The organism is Aquimarina sp. Aq78, from assembly GCF_900299525.1.
Lineage (GTDB): Bacteria > Bacteroidota > Bacteroidia > Flavobacteriales > Flavobacteriaceae > Aquimarina.
The window spans coordinates 189,694-208,900 of the sequence record NZ_OMKA01000029.1 but is presented as its reverse complement, the minus strand read 5'-3'; the positions used below and the strand labels follow the sequence as shown (position 1 = coordinate 208,900).

Annotated in this window: 21 protein-coding genes; 1 reads left to right on the top strand and 20 read right to left on the bottom strand. The window is 32.4% G+C overall.

The features are described from left to right. Nucleotides 1-12 precede the first annotated feature (12 nt). From DG435_RS20425 to DG435_RS20360, 14 genes are all read right to left on the bottom strand, one after another. Nucleotides 13-792: an SDR family oxidoreductase gene (locus DG435_RS20425; RefSeq protein ID WP_106794104.1), complete on the bottom strand. Its 780-nt coding sequence runs from the start codon at nucleotides 790-792 to the stop codon at nucleotides 13-15. Between the two features lie 32 nt (nucleotides 793-824). Further along, complete coding sequence (locus DG435_RS20420) at nucleotides 825-2,267, bottom strand: aldehyde dehydrogenase (RefSeq protein ID WP_106794067.1); 1,443 nt, start codon at nucleotides 2,265-2,267, stop codon at nucleotides 825-827. A gap of 18 nt (nucleotides 2,268-2,285) precedes the next feature. Beyond that, nucleotides 2,286-3,053 carry an IclR family transcriptional regulator gene (locus DG435_RS20415; protein WP_024768986.1) on the bottom strand — a complete coding sequence of 256 codons (768 nt, stop codon included), beginning with the start codon at nucleotides 3,051-3,053 and terminating at the stop codon, nucleotides 2,286-2,288. 34 nt (nucleotides 3,054-3,087) lie between these two features. Then, complete coding sequence (locus DG435_RS20410; RefSeq protein ID WP_106794068.1) at nucleotides 3,088-3,504, bottom strand: RidA family protein; 417 nt, start codon at nucleotides 3,502-3,504, stop codon at nucleotides 3,088-3,090. 98 nt (nucleotides 3,505-3,602) lie between these two features. Continuing rightward, nucleotides 3,603-5,000: an NAD(P)/FAD-dependent oxidoreductase gene (locus DG435_RS20405; protein WP_106794069.1), complete on the bottom strand. Its 1,398-nt coding sequence runs from the start codon at nucleotides 4,998-5,000 to the stop codon at nucleotides 3,603-3,605. Continuing rightward, nucleotides 5,000-6,268 (bottom strand): kynureninase, encoded by a 1,269-nt coding sequence (gene kynU / locus DG435_RS20400; protein WP_106794070.1) that lies wholly within the window; start codon nucleotides 6,266-6,268, stop codon nucleotides 5,000-5,002. Before kynU ends, DG435_RS20405 begins: the two co-directional genes overlap by 1 nt. 211 nt (nucleotides 6,269-6,479) lie before the next feature. Then, complete coding sequence (locus DG435_RS20395) at nucleotides 6,480-7,205, bottom strand: hypothetical protein (RefSeq protein ID WP_106794071.1); 726 nt, start codon at nucleotides 7,203-7,205, stop codon at nucleotides 6,480-6,482. Between the two features lie 87 nt (nucleotides 7,206-7,292). Continuing rightward, complete coding sequence (locus DG435_RS20390; RefSeq protein WP_106794072.1) at nucleotides 7,293-7,661, bottom strand: cupredoxin domain-containing protein; 369 nt, start codon at nucleotides 7,659-7,661, stop codon at nucleotides 7,293-7,295. A 105-nt stretch (nucleotides 7,662-7,766) separates the two neighbouring features. Then, nucleotides 7,767-8,315 carry a carboxymuconolactone decarboxylase family protein gene (locus DG435_RS20385; RefSeq protein ID WP_106794073.1) on the bottom strand — a complete coding sequence of 183 codons (549 nt, stop codon included), beginning with the start codon at nucleotides 8,313-8,315 and terminating at the stop codon, nucleotides 7,767-7,769. A gap of 491 nt (nucleotides 8,316-8,806) precedes the next feature. Then, entirely contained in the window at nucleotides 8,807-9,157 is a 351-nt protein-coding gene (locus tag DG435_RS20380; RefSeq protein ID WP_369872309.1) for a DoxX family protein, read from the bottom strand. Nucleotides 9,158-9,219: 62 nt separating this feature from the next. Then, nucleotides 9,220-9,693 (bottom strand): hypothetical protein, encoded by a 474-nt coding sequence (locus DG435_RS20375; RefSeq protein WP_106794074.1) that lies wholly within the window; start codon nucleotides 9,691-9,693, stop codon nucleotides 9,220-9,222. Nucleotides 9,694-9,801: 108 nt separating this feature from the next. Further along, complete coding sequence (locus tag DG435_RS20370; RefSeq protein WP_106794075.1) at nucleotides 9,802-10,650, bottom strand: helix-turn-helix domain-containing protein; 849 nt, start codon at nucleotides 10,648-10,650, stop codon at nucleotides 9,802-9,804. 199 nt (nucleotides 10,651-10,849) lie between these two features. Next, nucleotides 10,850-11,107, bottom strand: a complete 258-nt coding sequence (locus DG435_RS20365) for a hypothetical protein (protein ID WP_159025695.1) — start codon at nucleotides 11,105-11,107, stop codon at nucleotides 10,850-10,852. A 311-nt stretch (nucleotides 11,108-11,418) separates the two neighbouring features. Next, the gene (locus DG435_RS20360; protein WP_106794077.1) at nucleotides 11,419-12,240 is read right to left on the bottom strand and encodes an SMP-30/gluconolactonase/LRE family protein; all 822 of its coding nucleotides are present in this window, start codon (nucleotides 12,238-12,240) and stop codon (nucleotides 11,419-11,421) included. A 144-nt stretch (nucleotides 12,241-12,384) separates the two neighbouring features. Between DG435_RS20360 and DG435_RS20355 the strand changes: the two genes are divergently transcribed. Further along, nucleotides 12,385-13,185 (top strand): bifunctional 2-polyprenyl-6-hydroxyphenol methylase/3-demethylubiquinol 3-O-methyltransferase UbiG, encoded by an 801-nt coding sequence (locus tag DG435_RS20355; RefSeq protein WP_106794078.1) that lies wholly within the window; start codon nucleotides 12,385-12,387, stop codon nucleotides 13,183-13,185. A 58-nt stretch (nucleotides 13,186-13,243) separates the two neighbouring features. Here the strand turns inward: DG435_RS20355 and DG435_RS20350 are convergent, their stop codons facing one another. The 6 genes from DG435_RS20350 to rluF all read right to left on the bottom strand — a co-directional run bounded on the left by DG435_RS20350 (nucleotide 13,244) and on the right by rluF (nucleotide 19,189). Beyond that, nucleotides 13,244-14,608, bottom strand: coding sequence for an aldehyde dehydrogenase (locus tag DG435_RS20350; RefSeq protein ID WP_106794079.1), 1,365 nt, complete (start codon nucleotides 14,606-14,608; stop codon nucleotides 13,244-13,246). A 51-nt stretch (nucleotides 14,609-14,659) separates the two neighbouring features. Beyond that, entirely contained in the window at nucleotides 14,660-15,580 is a 921-nt protein-coding gene (locus tag DG435_RS20345; RefSeq protein WP_106794080.1) for a sterol desaturase family protein, read from the bottom strand. Nucleotides 15,581-15,771: 191 nt separating this feature from the next. Next, complete coding sequence (locus tag DG435_RS20340; protein WP_159025696.1) at nucleotides 15,772-16,593, bottom strand: hypothetical protein; 822 nt, start codon at nucleotides 16,591-16,593, stop codon at nucleotides 15,772-15,774. A 224-nt stretch (nucleotides 16,594-16,817) separates the two neighbouring features. Next, a complete protein-coding gene (locus DG435_RS20335) occupies nucleotides 16,818-17,243 on the bottom strand; it encodes a VOC family protein (protein WP_106794082.1) in 426 nt (141 codons plus the stop codon). Between the two features lie 21 nt (nucleotides 17,244-17,264). Beyond that, nucleotides 17,265-18,221 (bottom strand): DUF4440 domain-containing protein, encoded by a 957-nt coding sequence (locus DG435_RS25715; protein ID WP_106794083.1) that lies wholly within the window; start codon nucleotides 18,219-18,221, stop codon nucleotides 17,265-17,267. A gap of 98 nt (nucleotides 18,222-18,319) precedes the next feature. After that, nucleotides 18,320-19,189 (bottom strand): 23S rRNA pseudouridine(2604) synthase RluF, encoded by an 870-nt coding sequence (gene rluF, locus DG435_RS20325; RefSeq protein WP_106794084.1) that lies wholly within the window; start codon nucleotides 19,187-19,189, stop codon nucleotides 18,320-18,322. Nucleotides 19,190-19,207 lie beyond the last annotated feature (18 nt).

The following is a 19,207-nucleotide window of genomic DNA, read 5'->3' as shown; positions in this document are numbered from 1 at the left end:
ACAAATAGTTAACTATAAGGACTTTGTCCTTCCTCCATCAACAGGAAGGTTTATTCCGTTGATATAAGATGCAGCTTCAGATGCCAAGAATGCTATAGCATAAGCTATTTCTTGTGGTTTGGCAAATCGTTTTGCTGGTACCTCATTCTTCATGCTATTAGAAGCTTCCTCTATTGATTTACCTAATTTTGTTGCTTTGTTATTAATGATTTCATTTAGTCGTTCTGTTGCTGTAGCGCCTGGTAATACGTTGTTTACCGTAATTCCAAATACACCTAGTTCATTTGCTAATGTTTTAGACCAGTTTGCAACTGCACCGCGAATAGTATTAGAAACACCCAATCCATTCAATGGTTGTTTTACAGAGGTTGAAATAATGTTAATTATCCTTCCATACCCTTCTTTTTTCATTCCAGGGACAACAGTTTGCGCCAAGATATGATTGCATTTTAAATGTTGGGTAAAGGCGCGTTCAAATTCTTCTAGAGAGGCTTTAAATACTGGTCCTCCAGCTGGCCCACCTGTGTTATTTACTAAAATATGAAAAACCTGTTCTGTAGCAGAAATTTTTTGTTGTAAGCTTTCAGGGTTCTGAAAATCTGCTACGATATAATTATGTGATTGCCCTTGATCTGTTGCTAATTCTGTTAGAACATGCTGAAGTTTTTCCTCATTTCTAGCAACTAAGGTAATATTAGCTCCTAATTCGGCTAATTGTTTAGCAGATGCTTTTCCTATACCTTGAGTACTCCCACAAACTAATGCGTTTTTATGAGTTAGACCTAGATTCATTATGGATGTTTTTTTAAAATTTATATTATTCTTTAATATTGTATACAAACGTTTTTAGGTTCGGTAAAAAACCTTAAGGCCTCAAATCCACCTTCTCTACCAACACCAGAGTCTTTAGTACCTCCAAATGCAGTACGTAAATCACGCATCATCCATGTATTTATCCAAACAATACCAGCTTGTATATGCTTTGCTAAATGCATACTTCTATTTAAGTTATTTGTCCAAATTGAGCAGGATAACCCGTAGCGTATATCATTTGCCATGGCCAGAGCTTCATCATCGGTGTCAAATGGCATGATTGTAACAACAGGTCCAAAAATTTCTTCTTGAGCCAATCTGCAATCTGTAGAGTTGACTTCGATAATAGTGGGTTGTAAATAGTATCCTTTTTCATAACCATTTACCGTTACATAATTACCGCCACAAAGAATAGTGCCTCCTTCTTCTTTTGCGATATCGATATATGATTTTACTTTTTCCAGATGTGATTTTGAAACTAATGCCCCTAAGTTCGTTTCCGGATCAAGTGGAGCGCCAACTTTTAATGCTTTAGTTTTTGCTGTAAAATCTGTTTTAAACTTATCATAAATAGTTCTTTCAATAAATATTCGAGAACCGCAGAGGCATATTTGTCCTTGATTGGCAAATGATGACCTCATTGTTGTACTAAGCATTTTGTCATAGTCACAGTCTGCAAAAATCAAATTTGGATTTTTACCTCCTAATTCCAAGGATAGTTTTTTAAACATAGGAGCAGCGGTTCTGGCAATATGTGCACCTGTTGCTGTCCCTCCTGTAAATGAGATAGCTTTAATGTTTGGATGTTCTATTATAGCCTGCCCTGTAGTATTTCCTAAGCCATGAACAATGTTTAAAACACCATTTGGTAGTCCGGCTTTAGTACAAATGTCACCTAGTAAATAAGCCGTCATCGGTGTGATTTCACTTGGTTTGGCTACCACCGTATTACCAGCAGCCAATGCCGGAGCAATTTTCCAGGTAAATAAATAGAGTGGTAAATTCCAAGGAGAAATACAACCAACTACACCTATAGATTGTCTTAGGGTAAAATTAATAGCATTTAAACCTGTGCTCTCATGTGCTTCACTTGCAAATTGAGTAATTGCATTAGCAAAAAATTGAAAGTTGGAAGACGCTCTTGGGATATCTACACTGGTAGATAGACTTAAAGGTTTACCATTATCTATAGTCTCTGCTTGGGCAAGTTGATCCAAATTTTCTGTGATCAACGAGGCTATCCTGGCCAAGATTTCACTACGTTGTTGTAATGGGGTTTCTGACCAAGTAGGAAATGCTTGTGCGGCAGCTTCATAAGCGAGCTGTACATCTGCAGCTGAAGAGTTAGGGATTAAACTATATATATCACCAGTAGATGGATTGTAATTATCTATCCACTGATCTTGCATAGGAGCTTTGAACTCACCATTAATATAGTTTTTAATTTTTTTCATGCGTTCTCAATTTTTTAATTAACTGAAAATGTATTTTAACTGCTCAGCCGTTTGTTTTAAATCTCCTGTATAGGTCTGAATTTCATTTTCATTAAATCTAGCCGAAGGACCAGAAGTACTTATTGCGGCAATAAACTTTCCTTTAGTGTTAAAAACAGGAACGGCGACACATACTAATCCTATTTCATTTTCTTCCAGATCCAAAGCAAAACCATTACTTTTAATGTTTTCCACCTCGGTGATTAATTTTTGTTTATCCGTTATTGTGTTTTTAGTGACTGATTCTAAATCAAGATTTTTAATGATTTTTTTATAATCGTGCTCTACAAATGCGAGCATAATTTTTCCTAATCCAGTACAATGCAGTGGCCTTTCTGTACCAATTTGTGAGTTGATTTGTAAATCGTGCCTTCCTACAACTTTATCTAAGAAATATACTTTTTGATTTTTATGAATAGCTAAATGAGCGGTCTCGCCAGCACGTTTTACTAATTCTTCCATGAATGGCCTTGCCTTGGATATAAAATTTTTATTGATGCTTACTTTTTGCCCTAATTCGAATAATTTAAGTCCCAACCTATACTTTCCATTTTCTGTATTCTGTTGAATTACATTAAGGGCTTCCATAGTTGCTAACATCCTGTATACGGCACTTTTATTAGTGTGCATTAGCTTTGCAATTTCAGTAACACCCAATTCTATTGTATCTGTAGAAAAGCAGTCTAGAATATTGAATGCTTTTTCAACAGAAGTATTTAGAATTTTTTTATCTATGGCATTACTCATGGTTACCTTGTTTATTTTTGAGATTACAAACTATTTAGTTTTGTTTTTTATAAGCAACTACCTTTATTTCTATCAATAAATGAGGATGAGGTAATTGATGCACAGCTACGGTGGTTCTTGTTGGTCCGTCATAATCAAAATATTGAGCATAGACCTCATTATAACCCCCAAAATCGTTCATATTGACTAAAAAAGAAGTCACATCGACAATATCTTTTAGATTAGCACCTTCTTCTTTTAAAATATCATTAATATTTTCAAGAACAGCTTTTGTTTGTGCTTTGATATTTAGATTTGTTGTTCCAAACTCATCTACTTCTACACCTTCGAATGAATTGTCTGGTCTTCTGGAACTTGTACCTGAAACAAATATAAAATCACCAACACGTTTTACATGCGGAAACTTGCCTCTGGGAGTGGCTTTACCTTGTATTAGTTTTCCTTTGTTCATGATTAATAGTGTTGAAATGTTAATATTGAGTATTGAGAGTCTATAATTTTCATTTATTATGTGTTCATTTTTAATTTAGAAATCTTAGATTTTTTTATCTATTTTAATCCAGCAATTTTATCTTCTTCAAGTATTTCACTTGTTTCTTGTTGTACCTGATCAAATATATTTTTTAAATCTTTTGAGATATCAATTTCACTATCTGCAATTAAATTTAGTAAAGCTTTATCTTGCGCTCTACCAATTTTCATGGCTCTGGCATATCCTATGTTCTCATCAAAAGTGACCATAGAATATTTTGAGAAATATGTGCCTGGGAATGTTTTTTCTAGGTCCATTTCCAGTTTTCTTTTTTCTTTAAATAGTGGATTAGCTACATGATCACGCATCTCGAAGTAATTATCGATTGCTAAATCTGCAATGGCATCTGTGTCTTCTTTTCTTGCTTTCTGATATGCTTTAAAAGTAGCATTCCAATCTCCTTTGTGTTGTTCTAAAATTTCATCAAAAACAACCACGTCTTCAAAAGAAGCATTCATGCCCTGACCATAAAATGGTACAATTGCATGAGCGGCATCTCCAATTAGTAATGTTTTTCCTTTATAGTACCATGGGGAGCATTTTACAGTACCTAACGCTCCTGTAGGGTTGTTAAAAAACTCTTGATCAATATCTGGAATCAAGTCAAGAGCATCTGGGAATTGTGCTTTAAAAAACTCTGTAACCTTTTCAATACTCGTTAAATTATTGAAATTGTATTCCCCTTCATCGTAAGATAAGAATAATGTTACGGTAAAACTACCATCTAAATTTGGCAAGGCAATAAGCATATATTCACCGCGGGGCCAGATATGTAAATGATCTTTGCTTATTTGATGATTCCCAAGTTTACCTGCAGGAATTTCTAATTCTTTATATCCATGTGTCAGGTAATTCTGAGAGTAGCTAAACAGAAACTTTTTCTCGAGATAATAACTCTTTCTAAGAGCAGAACCTGCACCATCTGCACCAAAGATAATATCTGCATGTACTTCGAACTTTTCTTTGGTAGTGTAACATTTAAATTTTGCAACTTTATTTTCGATGTCGACACCAGTGCATTTTTTGTTAAAATGTATAGTTACATTCTCGTATTTTTCTGCTTCAGTTAGCAGTAACCCGTTTAAACCTCCTCTAGAAATAGAATTGATGTATTTTCCTTTTCTTCCAGAATAGTTAGAGGCAAATGTATTTCCTTCAATATCGTGAATTAATCTACCATACATCGGAATGCAAAACGGAGTTACTTTATCTTCAATACCAACCATTTTCATGGCTTTTAAACCTCGATCAGATAATGCGAGGTTGATAGAACGACCTGCAGATATATCGGTAGTTCTTAAATCAGGCCTGCTTTCATAAACAGTTACATGGTATCCTCTTTGTGCCATTCTTAATGCCAAGAGAGAACCACATAGACCCGCACCGATAATAAGTATGTTTTCTTCTTTTTGCATCATACTAATGTTTTTAATATTTCGGTCATTCTGTATACATCTTCAAAGCTATTGTATAGTGGCGTTGGAGCACAACGAATAACATCAGGTTCTCGCCAATCTGTAATAATATGATGATCTGTAAGTTTTTGATGTAGGCTTTTATCTGCATTTTTAACCTGAATAGATAATTGACATCCCCTTTCTTCTGGATTGGCAGGAGTAATGATTTTGATTCTATCGGTATCTATCTCATTAATTAAAAATTCGAAATATGCTGTTAGTGCTTTAGACTTTTCTCTTAAAGCAACCATTCCTACCTCGTTAAAAATATCTAGAGAGGCTTTAATCGCTGCCATAGATAAAATAGGAGGGTTGCTTAATTGATAACCTTCTGCACCGGGCATAACATCAAATTCCTGACGCATATTGAAACGGGTGTTTTTATTGTGACTCCACCAGCCAGCAAAACGTTTTAGATCTTTATTGTATGCATGTTTTTCATGAACAAATAATCCTCCCAAACTGCCAGGGCCAGAATTTAAATATTTATAAGTGCACCATGCAGCAAAATCGACTCCAGAATCATGTAACTCTGGTTGAATGTTACCAACACCATGTGCCAAATCAATACCAACCATGCAGTTTTTGGCATGCCCTAGATCAGCAATTTTCTTGAGATCCAAATATTGACCAGTATAATAATTTACGCCTCCAATTAATAATAAAGCAATTTCGTCACCTTGTTGATCGAGAATAGTTTCTAAATCCTCTAATCTCAATAATTCTTCCCCTGAACGTGGTTTCCATTCTACTAATCCTTCTTTAGGATCAAAGCCATGAAACCGTAATTGAGACTCTACAGCATAACGATCCGAAGGAAATGCATCACTCTCTATTACAATTTTATATTTAGTTTTATCAGGTTGGTAAAAAGATACCATTAACAAATGTAAATTGGTAGTTAAAGTATTCATGATAACTACTTCAAGAGGTTTTGCACCGACCACTTTTGCCATGGTATCTGTTAAAAACTCATGATAAGGCATCCAAGGATTTTTGGCTTCAAAATGACCTTCTACACCATAATTAGCCCAATCTTCAAGTTCTTGTTGGATGTATTTTTGTGTAGTTTTTGGTTGCAACCCCAGAGAATTACCACACATGTATATCCAATCTTTTCCGTTATCATCTTTTGGAATATGAAATTGATCTCTGTATTGTGCTATTTTGTCTTTTTGATCAAGCTCTTTTGCGTATTCTAAACTAGCTTTTGATGCTATGGTCATTTTAGGTGTTTTAATAATTGAAACAGTGTTTCACTAATTTACAAAAATAAAATGATACTAGAAGCAATAAACTTAATTTTGATATTTAGAAGATCAAATTAGAAGAAATAATATGTGTTAATACAATAGCATTAATTCATTAACAGAAATCTTGAAAAGATATATGAGAAAGTAATATAAATGATTTCAAAGATCTATGGTGCTTGCTATTTTACTCGGTAATTACTTCAATTCCTGTAAAATAAAGCTTTCGATTTCCTTCGTGCAGTTTATGGGTTTTGGCAATTTTAATACCATTAAAATTCTGATAATCTTCCCAGGAAGTAATCATAGAAGGCTCTGGTTGATTCCCTTTCCTGAACACCCATTCTTTGATGCTAAAATCTCCTTCAAAATAAAAGTCATAAGCATCTCCGGGGGTATATCCTCCCTTGTTTTTATACACGATGGTTAATTTTTGCATTTCGATATTACTTATAGGAGCGATGGATTTTACTTCATGTTTTGAAGTAAAACTTGCCGTATCCCAAACAAGATTGAAAGGAGCTAATAACCAATATTTGTCATTAATGAATCTTTGGTCTGCTTTAATAGAAATACTATCTAATTGAGTTCTGTTGTAGGTTATAGTATCTTGCTCAGAGGTTAGAGTTACCATATCATTTTTTGGTTTCCAACTCCATGATCTATCATAATGAATACTGTCTCGATCAACATTAAAAGTGAATTTAATTTCTTTTACCTTATCCCAATGCTGTAATCCGTTTGCATTAGCAATTGCTTCTGCCGTTGTCGGTATTTTCTTTTTATTCTTATCTACCACAGGCTCTGGGTCTCTAACTTCTATATCCTCTTCGTATGTATTTTCTTTTTTAGTGTTGTTGTTACATGCGACACATAATAAAATAGATGATAATACTATTAAGGCTTTTTTCATTGTGGGTTATTTTTGGCTAAAATATAAAAAGAAAAACCTTGCTAATCGAGATTAACAAGGTTTTAGGTTTTAAAAAGATATAGAGAACTACTCTACAACCAAAGTGTATTGAGGGGTTTTATTTAAAGGACAAAAATATTTATAGGTTCCTTTTTGTAATGCAACTGTCTGAGAGCTTTCGGTTTTTCCTTCGGCTACTACTTTAGTTACATATGCTGTTTTGATATGATTTTCGGCATTAGAAGCATCTTTTCCTTCTGGAACTAATACAAAGCCAACATCTGTTCCTGCATGGTTGTTGGTAATATTAAATACGTAGCTTCCTTCTGATAGTTTTATTTCTTTTTGAGTGAATTCTCCTTTAGTTTGCTCTAATGAAACATTTTTTACTTTTTGTGCTTGAGCGCTAAATGTAATTGCTAAAATAAATGAGAATACGGTAATTAACTTTTTCATGATTTTGATATTTATATTTAAATTGTTTTTGAAATTATTTTTTAAAACCTCACAGAAATACCAGATCGAGTATGATATTAGTCTGTGAGGTTCAATCGGGGGTAATTAGACTTCTGTAGCTTCTAATGGTTGTGCAACCGGAAAATCTACAGGAACTTGAGTTGTACTATGCAAGTAATTAGAAATAGTTTTATCTCCTACTAATACGATAGTATCTATTAAGTTTCCTTTAGAATATCCTGCAGTAAGAAAGTTGTCTACAACATTCTGATTAGCTTTACCTCTGTTTTCTGTGATGTTTTTGGCTAATCCTGCTAATGCATTAAGTTTAGTGTCGAAAGAAGCACGACCAGCTCTAAGTTCTAAAATTTGCTCATCGGTAAACCCGTTCATTTTTCCTATTGCTGTATGAGCAGATAAACAGTAGATACAATCATTTACTTGGCTTACTGCTAAATTCACTACTTCTTTTTCTTTAGCAGAAAGTGATGTTTTCGCATTTGAAAGATTTAGGTAGTTTTCTAGTGCTGTTTCACTGTGTGCATAGGTTGCGTATAGATTTGGTACAAATCCTAATGCTTTATTTAGGTTATCAAATATTGCTTGATTGTTAGCATTTACTTCTTCTCTTGTTGGTACATTAAATGTGCTCATAATATAATTATTTTTAGTTATTTTATTGAAATTGAAACCTTTTCAGATTTCTGTTATTTTGTTTTAAATTAACGAGGCAAAGATCGTGTGGAAATAGGTGGGGTAGAATAGTCGTTTTTCCCGATTGCTTGTCAAATTTTCCCGACCTATTTTTGAAACTTACCTTTGGACGAAAGATTTTTTGGTATCACAATAAAAATCATGAATACCTTTTTGTTCACAATGTGTTTTTGGATGAATAGAGGCGGCTATTTTTTTTCTTCCTTTACTAAAAATTTCAATTAAATTGAAAATCGATTTATGTTGTACTGTCATTTTTGTATAGTTTTAAATTAACAGTACAAAGATGCGCCATAGAAGAGGGGAAAGAAATGGTAGTTTTTCCCAAGGACTTGTCGATTTTTCCCGGATATAAAAAAACACCTCTATTATAAAGAAGTGTTTGAATACTTTTTTTAAATACTATGTATTAGTGTCTAACCGAATTAGAGTTAAAAAAACTTGACTTCTTTTCTTCTAATCCAAAGAATAACTGCGCTTAATACAAAAGTTACTACTGCAGTGATAAAGAGAATTCCACCATCATTATTAATTTCAATACCTAATTTAGTCAAGTGCATCATGATAGCTCCCCCTATGATACCGAGAGTTAACATTGCACCAATCCACGCTGTTTTTGGTATTAATAATAAAACCCCTGCGATTAGTTCGGTTATTCCCGTTCCTATTCGTCCATAAGGTTCTAATCCAACTTTTGTGAATATATAAACACTGTCTGGATGAGCAGTAAATTTAAATCTTAGTGTTTGAATTAAGATCAATGCTACGATGATTCGTAACAAGAGGGGTAGAATCTTTTTCATGTTAGGTTGTTGTTTGTTAGCTTTTTAGTGTGGTAAACACGTTACAAAACACTGGGTAAAGCATCGATTTTCCCATTAAAAGTATTCTTTCTTGAGATAATATACAATTCTTCTAGATTATTATCTTTTTTAAATTGATTAATTAGCTCTGGTAATTTATCGTTAATAAAAGCTTTAAAAGACTCAGGATTGTTACTTTGGTTGGCTCCTCTACGTATAGTTTTTAAATAAGTTACGGTTAGAATTTGCAGATTACTCCTTTCTGATAAGAACAACAAACGATCATTGTTTTGGTTGGCTTTTTGAATTTGACTCTTGAAATTAATTTCGTTTGTAGCAATAAGATCATTATTAAAATTGCTGAAGCTATTTGTATACACTACTTCTTCTGCATTTTTATTTAGATATATGGTTTCTAATTGATCTTCATATATTATTTGAGCATTACTTATCGAGAGAGAGAGAAATAAAATGCTAAATATTGCTGTTTTGATTGTGCGAATTGAACTTTTCATATCTAATATACTTTATCCGAAAACACTTCGGTAAGTTATTTTATTTTTAGGATACAAAGTTGGGGCAAAAACGAATACTAATATATGGATTTTTTTCCCATATTCTTGTCAATATTTCCCTTCGGGTTCTGGTTTTAATTGTTTTTTAAACTCTGAGGGAGAAAGAGATGTGTGTCTTTTAAACATTCTGCTAAGATGAGATGCATCTTCAAAACCGATTTCATAAGCAATCTCTTTAGCAGATTTATCAGTGTAGATAAGTAGGCGTTTGGCTTCTAAAATTATTCGATCATGAATAATCTGCAGCGGGCTTTTCTCAAATTTTGCAAAATTATTAGATAACGTTTTAGGGGATTTAAATAGTTTTTGAGCATAAAAACCAACTGCATGTTCTGTTCTAAAATGAGTATCAACCAGGATGTTGAAATTTCTGATCAAATCTACTTGATCTCCAAGATTATTATAATTGCTTTGTTGTTTGATAAGACGTGTAGTCGTTATTATAAATCTAGCCATTAGCATGCGTAACATTTCTGCCTGTATAGTATCTACAGTATCTAATTCATCCAGAAAAACTTTATGTAATTGATCTAATTTATTTTGTTCTTTTACATTTAATTCTACAATAGAGATAGTGGTGTTACCATAAAAAAGTACTCCGACACAGCTTACTTCTTTATCATGATCTTTGATACAATAAAACTCCCTGTTAAACTGATATACCAAGACATTTGACCCATCGATAAATTTAAAATATTGATTTGGAGTCAATACTACAATTTTGTCTTTTTTTACTGTTGTAGAAATTCCGTCAATCTCTACATTAATATTAGTATCTCTAACCCAGATAAAAGTATATAATTCTATAAGTCTTGATGTAGTGTAGGTCTGTAATAGTTCTTCGTTGGCAATTTTTAATACAGCACCGGTCGAAAATTCTTTAAATTCTTTTATCATATATGATAGGTCGTTTTTTATGCGATTTTATTACAAATCAATGTAAAAGACTTAAGTCTACTTTTTTGACCTCATTGATAAGTTCTTTTGATGTATTGGATATCTGTAGAATGTGTTTCTATCGAAACTGAAAAAGTATATGAAGGTGATCGACATTTTTATTAAGAAATCGATTATGATAAACCAGAGTTACTAGTGTTCAAACTAATAATAATCTAACGATTAATCCAATTGCACCTCTTTGTCCAATCATGTTTCTAAGTTCTTGTAAACTTGATGAGGTTATTTCTATTTTAGTAGCAAGTGCATTACTAGTACCTCCATCTACAAATGTCTGTAATGAAGAAGTTGTAACCCCAAGTTTATTTGCGATGCCAGATCTTACATTTCCTTGAGTAAGATCTCTAAGTGTGTTTAATGTTACACCACTTTTTCTAGCTATTCTATTTAAACTCATATTTGTGTCTTTTAAAATTAAGTCATTCATAGTTAGTTATAGTAAGTATAAGCAATTATTGATCGGTAAACTGACGTATAATGAAAAGTGTATTTTTCATTATTTTTTCTCTATTACTAATTTAGTACAGATTTTTTTAGAATTCTTACGGGAAACCTCAACCTATGAAAAAAAGTGAAAAAAAATAAGTTTTTTTTGAATTGAATTATAAGTGTAAATAACTCTTGTATCGTGCAAAACCCTGTGTTTTATGGGTTTTTTACTTGTTTTGCGACTAGGGAATCAGATTAGATTTTTATGTATGTACAATACTATTTTTTTTTATTCAAAAGATTAAAATGTACTATCGAGTTGTCAAATAATTGTGCGATATCTATAGCATTTGTTTTTTGATTATATTCTATATCGGCCATCCCATTGCTATTCGTTGCAATTTCTGTAAATTCTTTGCTTTCATATTTTAAAAGGGTACTATTTTTCCAATCAATTGACCAACTAGTAAGATAAATTAATCCATTTTTATCCATTGTGATTCCGTCTAAATGTGGGTAATTGGTTTTGACAACTAATGTAGTTTTTTTGCTTTCTAAATCTATTTCGTATACTGCACTTTTGTCTATTGTATTACAGACTAATAACCTATTTTTTTTAGGATCAAAATAAAGTCCGTTTGGAGTATTAATAGTATTGTCCAGAATTTCATAAGATTTATTGTCTATCGATACTTTGAAAATTGTATTTCCTTCACGATCCGAAACATATAAATTTCCTTTATTATCAAATTCGATATCATTAAGCTGTTTAGTGTTTGGTATGCTTAACGAAAATACTAACTTCCCTGTCGATATATCAAATCCTCGAATAAAGTCATCTCCAGATTTATTGTCTTCTGCACTATAAATAACTCCATTGTATAGTTTTACACCAAGAAATGAAGTGTATCCTGAGACAAAAGATGTTTTTTTACCTGTTTTATCTATTTTAAGGATCTCTCCGCTACCAATATTAGAAATGTAATAAGAATCTGTTGTTTCATCAAATGTTATACTTTCTGGAGTATCAAAAGATTGTGATTTTGCCGAGAATGAAATACATACAAAAAAGACAAAAAATGTAGTAGAGAAATTATTCATAGTAATAGGTTGAAAACTGATTTTTCAAAGTTACGGTTTTGTATTTGTTTAATACATGCCATTGTTTTTTTATCATATACTTTAATAAAATTGACTTTATTATATTTATGAAAAATAAATATACTTGGTTAAATTAATCTCATAATGTCTAAAGAACTACACAATTATTTTGAAACCAATAAACAGACCTGGAATAAAAAAGTTGATATTCATGCCAAAAGTGATTTTTATGATATAGAAGCTTTTAAAAAAGGAAAAACTTCATTGAAACAATATGAATTAGAAGCGCTAGGAGATGTGTCTGGTAAGTCATTATTACATCTTCAGTGTCACTTTGGGCAGGATACTTTAAGCTGGAGTAGGTTAGGAGCAAAATGTACTGGTGTTGATCTATCAGAAAAAGGAATCGAATTGGCCAAAAGTTTAAATGCAGAGTTGGATCTGGGTGCAAAATTTGTATGTTGTAATGTTTTGGATACTTCAGAATACATTAAAGATAAGTTTGATATTGTTTTTACTAGTTATGGAGTTATTGGATGGTTGCCTGATCTAAAACCCTGGGGCAAAATGATTGCTGAACGACTAAAACCTGGTGGTGTTTTTTATATAGTTGAGTTTCACCCTATAGTATGGATGTTTGATTATTTAAAAGAGAAGCCTATAATGAAATATGGATATCATCAAAAAGATGTCATCTATGAAGAATATAAAGGAACATATGCTAATCCAGAATCTAATATCATTAGTAAAGAGTATGGATGGAATCATGGATTAGGAGAAGTAGTATCATCTCTTACAGAAGCCGGATTAACTATAGAATACTTAAATGAATATGACGGATCGCCTTATGAGGTTTTTCCTGGTTTAATTAAGGATGAAAACAAGATGTTTGCGACAAAAGAGAAATTATACCCACTAGTCTTTGCGATCAAAGCCCGACGATAGGTTTAATTGCTTTTTTTTATGAAATTATTAAAAATTGCTCTAACGAATTACAATGTACTTATCCGATAATTCGTTTTAACCATTTCAATTTTTTTGCACTATATGGAGCATATTTTAAATTGAGTTCTATCCAAAATGGTTTTTGCAGGATGCTCTTAAAGTGAGAAAAAGTATCAAATCCATATTTTCCATGATAATTTCCGATGCCACTATCTCCAACACCTCCAAAAGGAAGAGATTGTTCTGCAAAATGCATTACAGCATCATTTACAGCACCGCCTCCAAAGGATATCTCGTTTAGAATTTTGTTTTTTACAGTTTTGTTTTTGGTAAAAACATAGCAAGAAAGAGGCTTAGATAATGTTTTAATTTTTGTGATAGCTTCTTCGATAGAATCGAATGAAAGTACAGGCAAAATAGGACCAAATATTTCTTCTTGCATTACTTTATCAGAAAAAGATACATCTTTTAGGATTGTAGGAGGTATTACCCGCTCTTCTGGATTACCTAAACCGCCTACATATATTTTATCGGGATCTATTAAATTATTGAGTCTATCAAAATTCTTATCATTAATGATCTGCGTATAGTTATGATGAGCTACTTCATAATCAGCTTTATTAATGTGATCTTTCATCGCCGATAAAAATTGATCGTATATTGAGGATTCTACTAAAACATAATCGGGAGCAATACAAGTTTGTCCGGCATTAAGAAATTTGGCCCAAACCAGTCTTTTGGCAGCCATATTTATATGTATGTCTTTGGTAATTATAGCAGGGCTTTTACCTCCTAATTCGAGAGTAACCGGAGTAAGGTGTTTTGCAGCTGCCTGATAGATAATTTTTCCTACCGATACACTTCCTGTAAAAAATATTTTATCGAATTTAACTTTTAAAAGACCAGATGTTTCCTTTACTCCGCCTTCAATCACTTTAAAAAAAGCAGGGTCAAAATTTTGATTAATAAGTGAAGCCATTGTCGAAGCGGTATGAGATGGCATCTCGCTTGGTTTAAGAATAACAGTGCATCCTGCAGCAATTGCTGCTATCGCTGGGCAAAGTGATAATTGATATGGATAATTCCACGCTCCGATTACAAGAATACTCCCATATGGTTCTGGGATAATATAACTTCTTCCAGGAAGGTTAGCTAATCCTGTAGAGGCTTTTCTTTTACGAGCCCATTTTTTAATTTTTACTAGAGCAAGATCAATTTCATGGTAAATTATGGATAACTCTGTAACATAAGTTTCGAATTCGGATTTCTTAAAATCGGCATAGATAGACTCATAAAGTAGCTTCTCATTTTTTTGTAATATATTTTTTAGCTTCTTTAGTTCTTTAATTCTAAAAGAGGTGTCTTTCGTCGTATTCGTATTAAAAAATAAACGTTGTTGATCTATGACGCCTTGATAATCCATAATGATAAATATTCTTAAGAATCTTAAAAATAAGGATTTTTGTCAAGCTTTTTACTTTTTAAGCTTAAGTTCTCGTTGCATCTGTTTTACGGTCAAAGTACTACCGTCATGACTCCATCCGGGAGGGCCAAAAATATACATGAATTTATGATACCAATTTTTTGATTTTTTGGTGTCATTCCATATGTCCTTGTATTCATGAGTGAGGATCACCCATGGATTATATGAATTAGGAGCATGTGTAACACCATATTGTATATCTATATCTTCGTCTAGTTCTTTCCATGTGCCAAATATTTTATCAAAAACATTGAGAAATCCTCCATGATTTTTATCCATGTACTCTATGTTTTTGGCATGATGTACCTGATGCATGGTATGTGTATTGAATATTTTTTCAATTATTCCCATTTTAGGAATATATACCGAGTGAAGTTGAAATTGCCATAGGGCTTCAATACCCAGACAAACTATTACCATCCCCGGAGGGAATCCTATTGCGGGTAACCACATATAAAACAATGGTTTGTAAAGAAGAGTAAACCACCCATTTCTTACCGCAGTACCCAAATTAAAATTATCCGAAGAATGATGTACAATATGTGCGGCCCATAAAGCTCTTACCATATGATTTTGTCTATGAAACCAATAATAGGTATAGTCATCTGCGAGTTGACATAAAAGCCAAACATACCATGCAAATCCAAAGGATTTCCAACCCATTATATTAGTTCGAATCCCATTAATTTCAGGATTAAAGAGTTCATAAACAAAATGAAAGAGTACAATAGAAAAAATAGTCTTGATTAATGGTCCTAAGATCGCTGATCCTACACCCATAGTTAAACTGGCAGTTAAGTCTTTCCAATTATATAGATCCTTTTGATTATGAGTTTTACTGTAGGTGAGCTCTAATAAAATTAGTGCCAAAAAAAGAGGCACTCCATAGGTCAAGGGTTTAATAAATTCCATTTTTCTTTTTCTATATTTATTCCACAGGGGCGGAATATAGGGAGAATTTTTAGGATATCATTCACAAAACTGAAGTATTCGATTATGAACCCTATTTTAGTATTAGTTTGTATAAAAGAAACGGTTTGAAAAGTAAATTGATAACATGTTCATTTACTTTTCAAACCGTTTACTTTAGGTTATTTTATAATTTACTTAAGCTCTCTAAGTACGTCAAAAGCTACCAAGACATTTTTCATAGCCTTCTTTTCTGCTTTACTTACGGTTCTTGAATCAACATTTTCTTTTCCGAAAAATGTTATTTTAACTTTTTTTCCAGAAGCAATCGCTTTTATCATAGGCATCTCAAGCTGTTTTACAACACGATCAATCCATTCTCTTTTTCCTCCGGATTCTTCTTTTGAGTTAAATTCTCCAGGTGTATCTTCTTCTACATCATAGATTTTACCATCTACATCTATTTCGATTCTTTGAATAAATAACCAATCTTTTTTAGTGAAATAGTTTATAGAAAATCCTAACCATGGTTTACGGCTATCTTTTTTACCAATATAAGTCTGAAAATAACTTTTGGTATTTACCTGTATAGAAGATTTATCTGAATACCATGTCACTTCATTAACAGCATCATACTTCTTCCGCATTTTTGCAAATGCTTTTTTATAATCCTCAGGATTACTTTCTTCGGTTAACTTATCTTTATTTAGTGCTTTTTCAGTTTGAAGAATCTCTTTCTTGACCTTTTTTAATAAGCTTTTTCCTTTCTTAGTCTCGCCAGAATTAGGGTATTTATCAACTAGAACTTCAAGTCGTTCTTTACTTCTGATATAATCTAAGGCGTCATAGAACTCATGAGCTTGCTCAAGAATTTGAGTTGGAGTTAGCTGGCATTCTGCAATTTCTTTTTTTAATTTATCATTTTCTTCCTTTAATTTATCAAAATCAGCCTGAGGAATACCACAGCTAACTAGAATTAAAGTCATTAAAATATTAAAAAGTATAATTCTTCTCATTACTAAACTTTTTGGAATTATGGTTACTAATTGTTTAAAACAAAATTATATTTATGTTAAATGTGTTAAAAAACAGTAAAAAAGTTGGTTTTAGCCCTAATATAATGAAAATCCTTTATAATACGTAATTTATACTTAAATCTTAAGGGTTGAGTAGGAATATACTTACATTTTATTTGAAAAATATTATTTTTTTAACCTATTATTGGGAATATAAGGATTCTCTATTTTGCAAAAATTTGGGCTGTATCTTTAAATGACTTGAACTCTAGTGCATTACCGCAAGGGTCATAAAAGAACATAGTTGCTTGTTCTCCAACTTCTCCTTTAAACCTAATATAGGGGTCAATAACGAATTGAATATTTTTGTCAGATAGTTTTTTTGCAAGATTTTGCCAGATACTCCATTCCAGAATAATTCCAAAATGAGGAACAGGAACATCTTTACCATCTACCAAATTGTTATGATTATCTTCTAAGCCTGTTTTTGGTTTGTAATGGATGACCAATTGATGTCCAAAGAAATTAAAATCAACCCAATGATCACTACTTCTACCTTCTTCAAGTTCCAGAATATTTTTATAAAAGTTTCTGGCATTTTCTAAATTGTGAACAGGAATCGCCAGATGGAAAGGAGATAAAATATTCATTTTCTAATGCAATTATTATGGTTATTTTTTTATTCTATTCCAGATGTCCAGATACATTTTCCATTGATTGTCAACTTTTTTCCAGATGACCACATATTTTCCTTCATATGTTATTTCTGTTCCATCGTCATTTTTGTTTTTTCCTTTATATATCCCATAATCATGAGCAGTATCCCCAAGAATTACAATTTCTTCAGGAATAATTTCATGTTCAATAGGAGTATAACCGCTAGATCCCGACCATCTTTTTTTAATAGCTTCATATCCTTTAATGATTGGTGCATTGGTTGGAAATATCTTTGCGTTATCCGTATATGCTTTTGCAATAGCTTCATAATCTTGTCTTAGGTAAGCATCAGAAAATGCTTTTGCCTCAGCTCTTATTAGTTCTTCATCAAAGAGTTGTTCTGTGTTTTCTTGTCTAACGCATTCAATTTTCCAGGTCGGAAAAGAAATGGTCTCATTTGTATCTACCCATTCGCCTAGCCATTTAAATCCATTGTCATTAATATCATAAAAATTAAGTTTAGAAAAACCATCCATGCCATTAGGAGCTTTTTGTTTACGATATAAAATAATTTTTCCTTCTTTTTTATTTCCTTTCCAGGAAGAAAGTACAGGAGTTGCTCTTGCCGATGAATAATAATGCACATACCATTGACTACTATCTGCATTAAATTGTCTTATGCTACCAGAGTGTCGACCATCTGCTTTTAATGTTTGATCTTGAATAGCCATTCCGTTCATAATATACTTAAATTCCCAGGTCATTTTATTCGGTTCTCCCCAGGTACGATCTTGATTTCTGGTTTGTGAGATACAATTACAATTTCCTATAAGAGGTGCAAAATCCAGAATTTCTTTTGGTGCTTTGGGATTTGGTTGCCCAAAAGGATATGCTTCTGAAGGTTCATATTCTGACTGACTCCAGGTTACAATACTTACCAAAAAAAATAAAGAAAAAAGTATTCGGATCATGGGATTGAGAATTGATTAGTAAGACAATTTAGGTATTTTAAAAAAGGGAAAAACTTAGGAAAGGGGAAATTAAGATATAATTAACAGCGAGAAAAAGGTTAGTTTCTTCGATCTCTTCGTTTTTTATCTCTTGATGTGCGAGAACTTCTTTTGTCAGAATTTCCTTTTTTGTCGTTTTTAGTGGTAAACCGTCTTGAGTTATTCGTGTTTTTTTTTGGTTTGGTGTCTTCTAGTACAGAAGCCTCTTCTGTTTTACTCGAATCTCCAACATCAGCATTAAGAACTCCTAATTCTTTTTCTGTTAAATATCTCCATTCTCCTGTAGGAACATCAAGAGGGACGTTCATGATTCTAATTCGCTTTAGCTTTACCACTTCATACCCGAGGTATTCGCACATTCTACGAATTTGACGATTAAGCCCCTGGGTCAACACGATTTTAAAATCATATTTGCTAATTTGTTCTACTTCGCATTTACGGGTTATAGTATCGAGAATCGGAACTCCATTACTCATTCGCTTTATAAATAATGGACTAATCAATTTATTTACTGTTACTACATATTCTTTTTCGTGATTATTTCTCGCTCTAAGAATTTTATTAACTATATCTCCATCACTAGTTAAAAAAATAAGCCCTTCACTAGGTTTGTCTAATCGACCAATAGGAAAAATACGTTTAGTATAATTAATATAATCAACAATATTATCCTTTTCATTTTGTGCTGTTGTGCAAACTATGCCAACAGGTTTATTAAAAGCAAGATATACGTGTTTTTCTTTAGGTTTATTTATTAATTCACCATCTACCCGAACAATATCATCGGGAGTAACTTTGGTTCCCATTTCTGGCACTTTACCATTAATGGTTACACGCCCCTGGTCAATTAATTTATCTGCCTCACGACGTGAGCAATAGCCAACTTCGCTTAGATATTTATTAAGTCTTGTGAAAGTTTTTTCAAGCATAAAATATAAATAATGGAC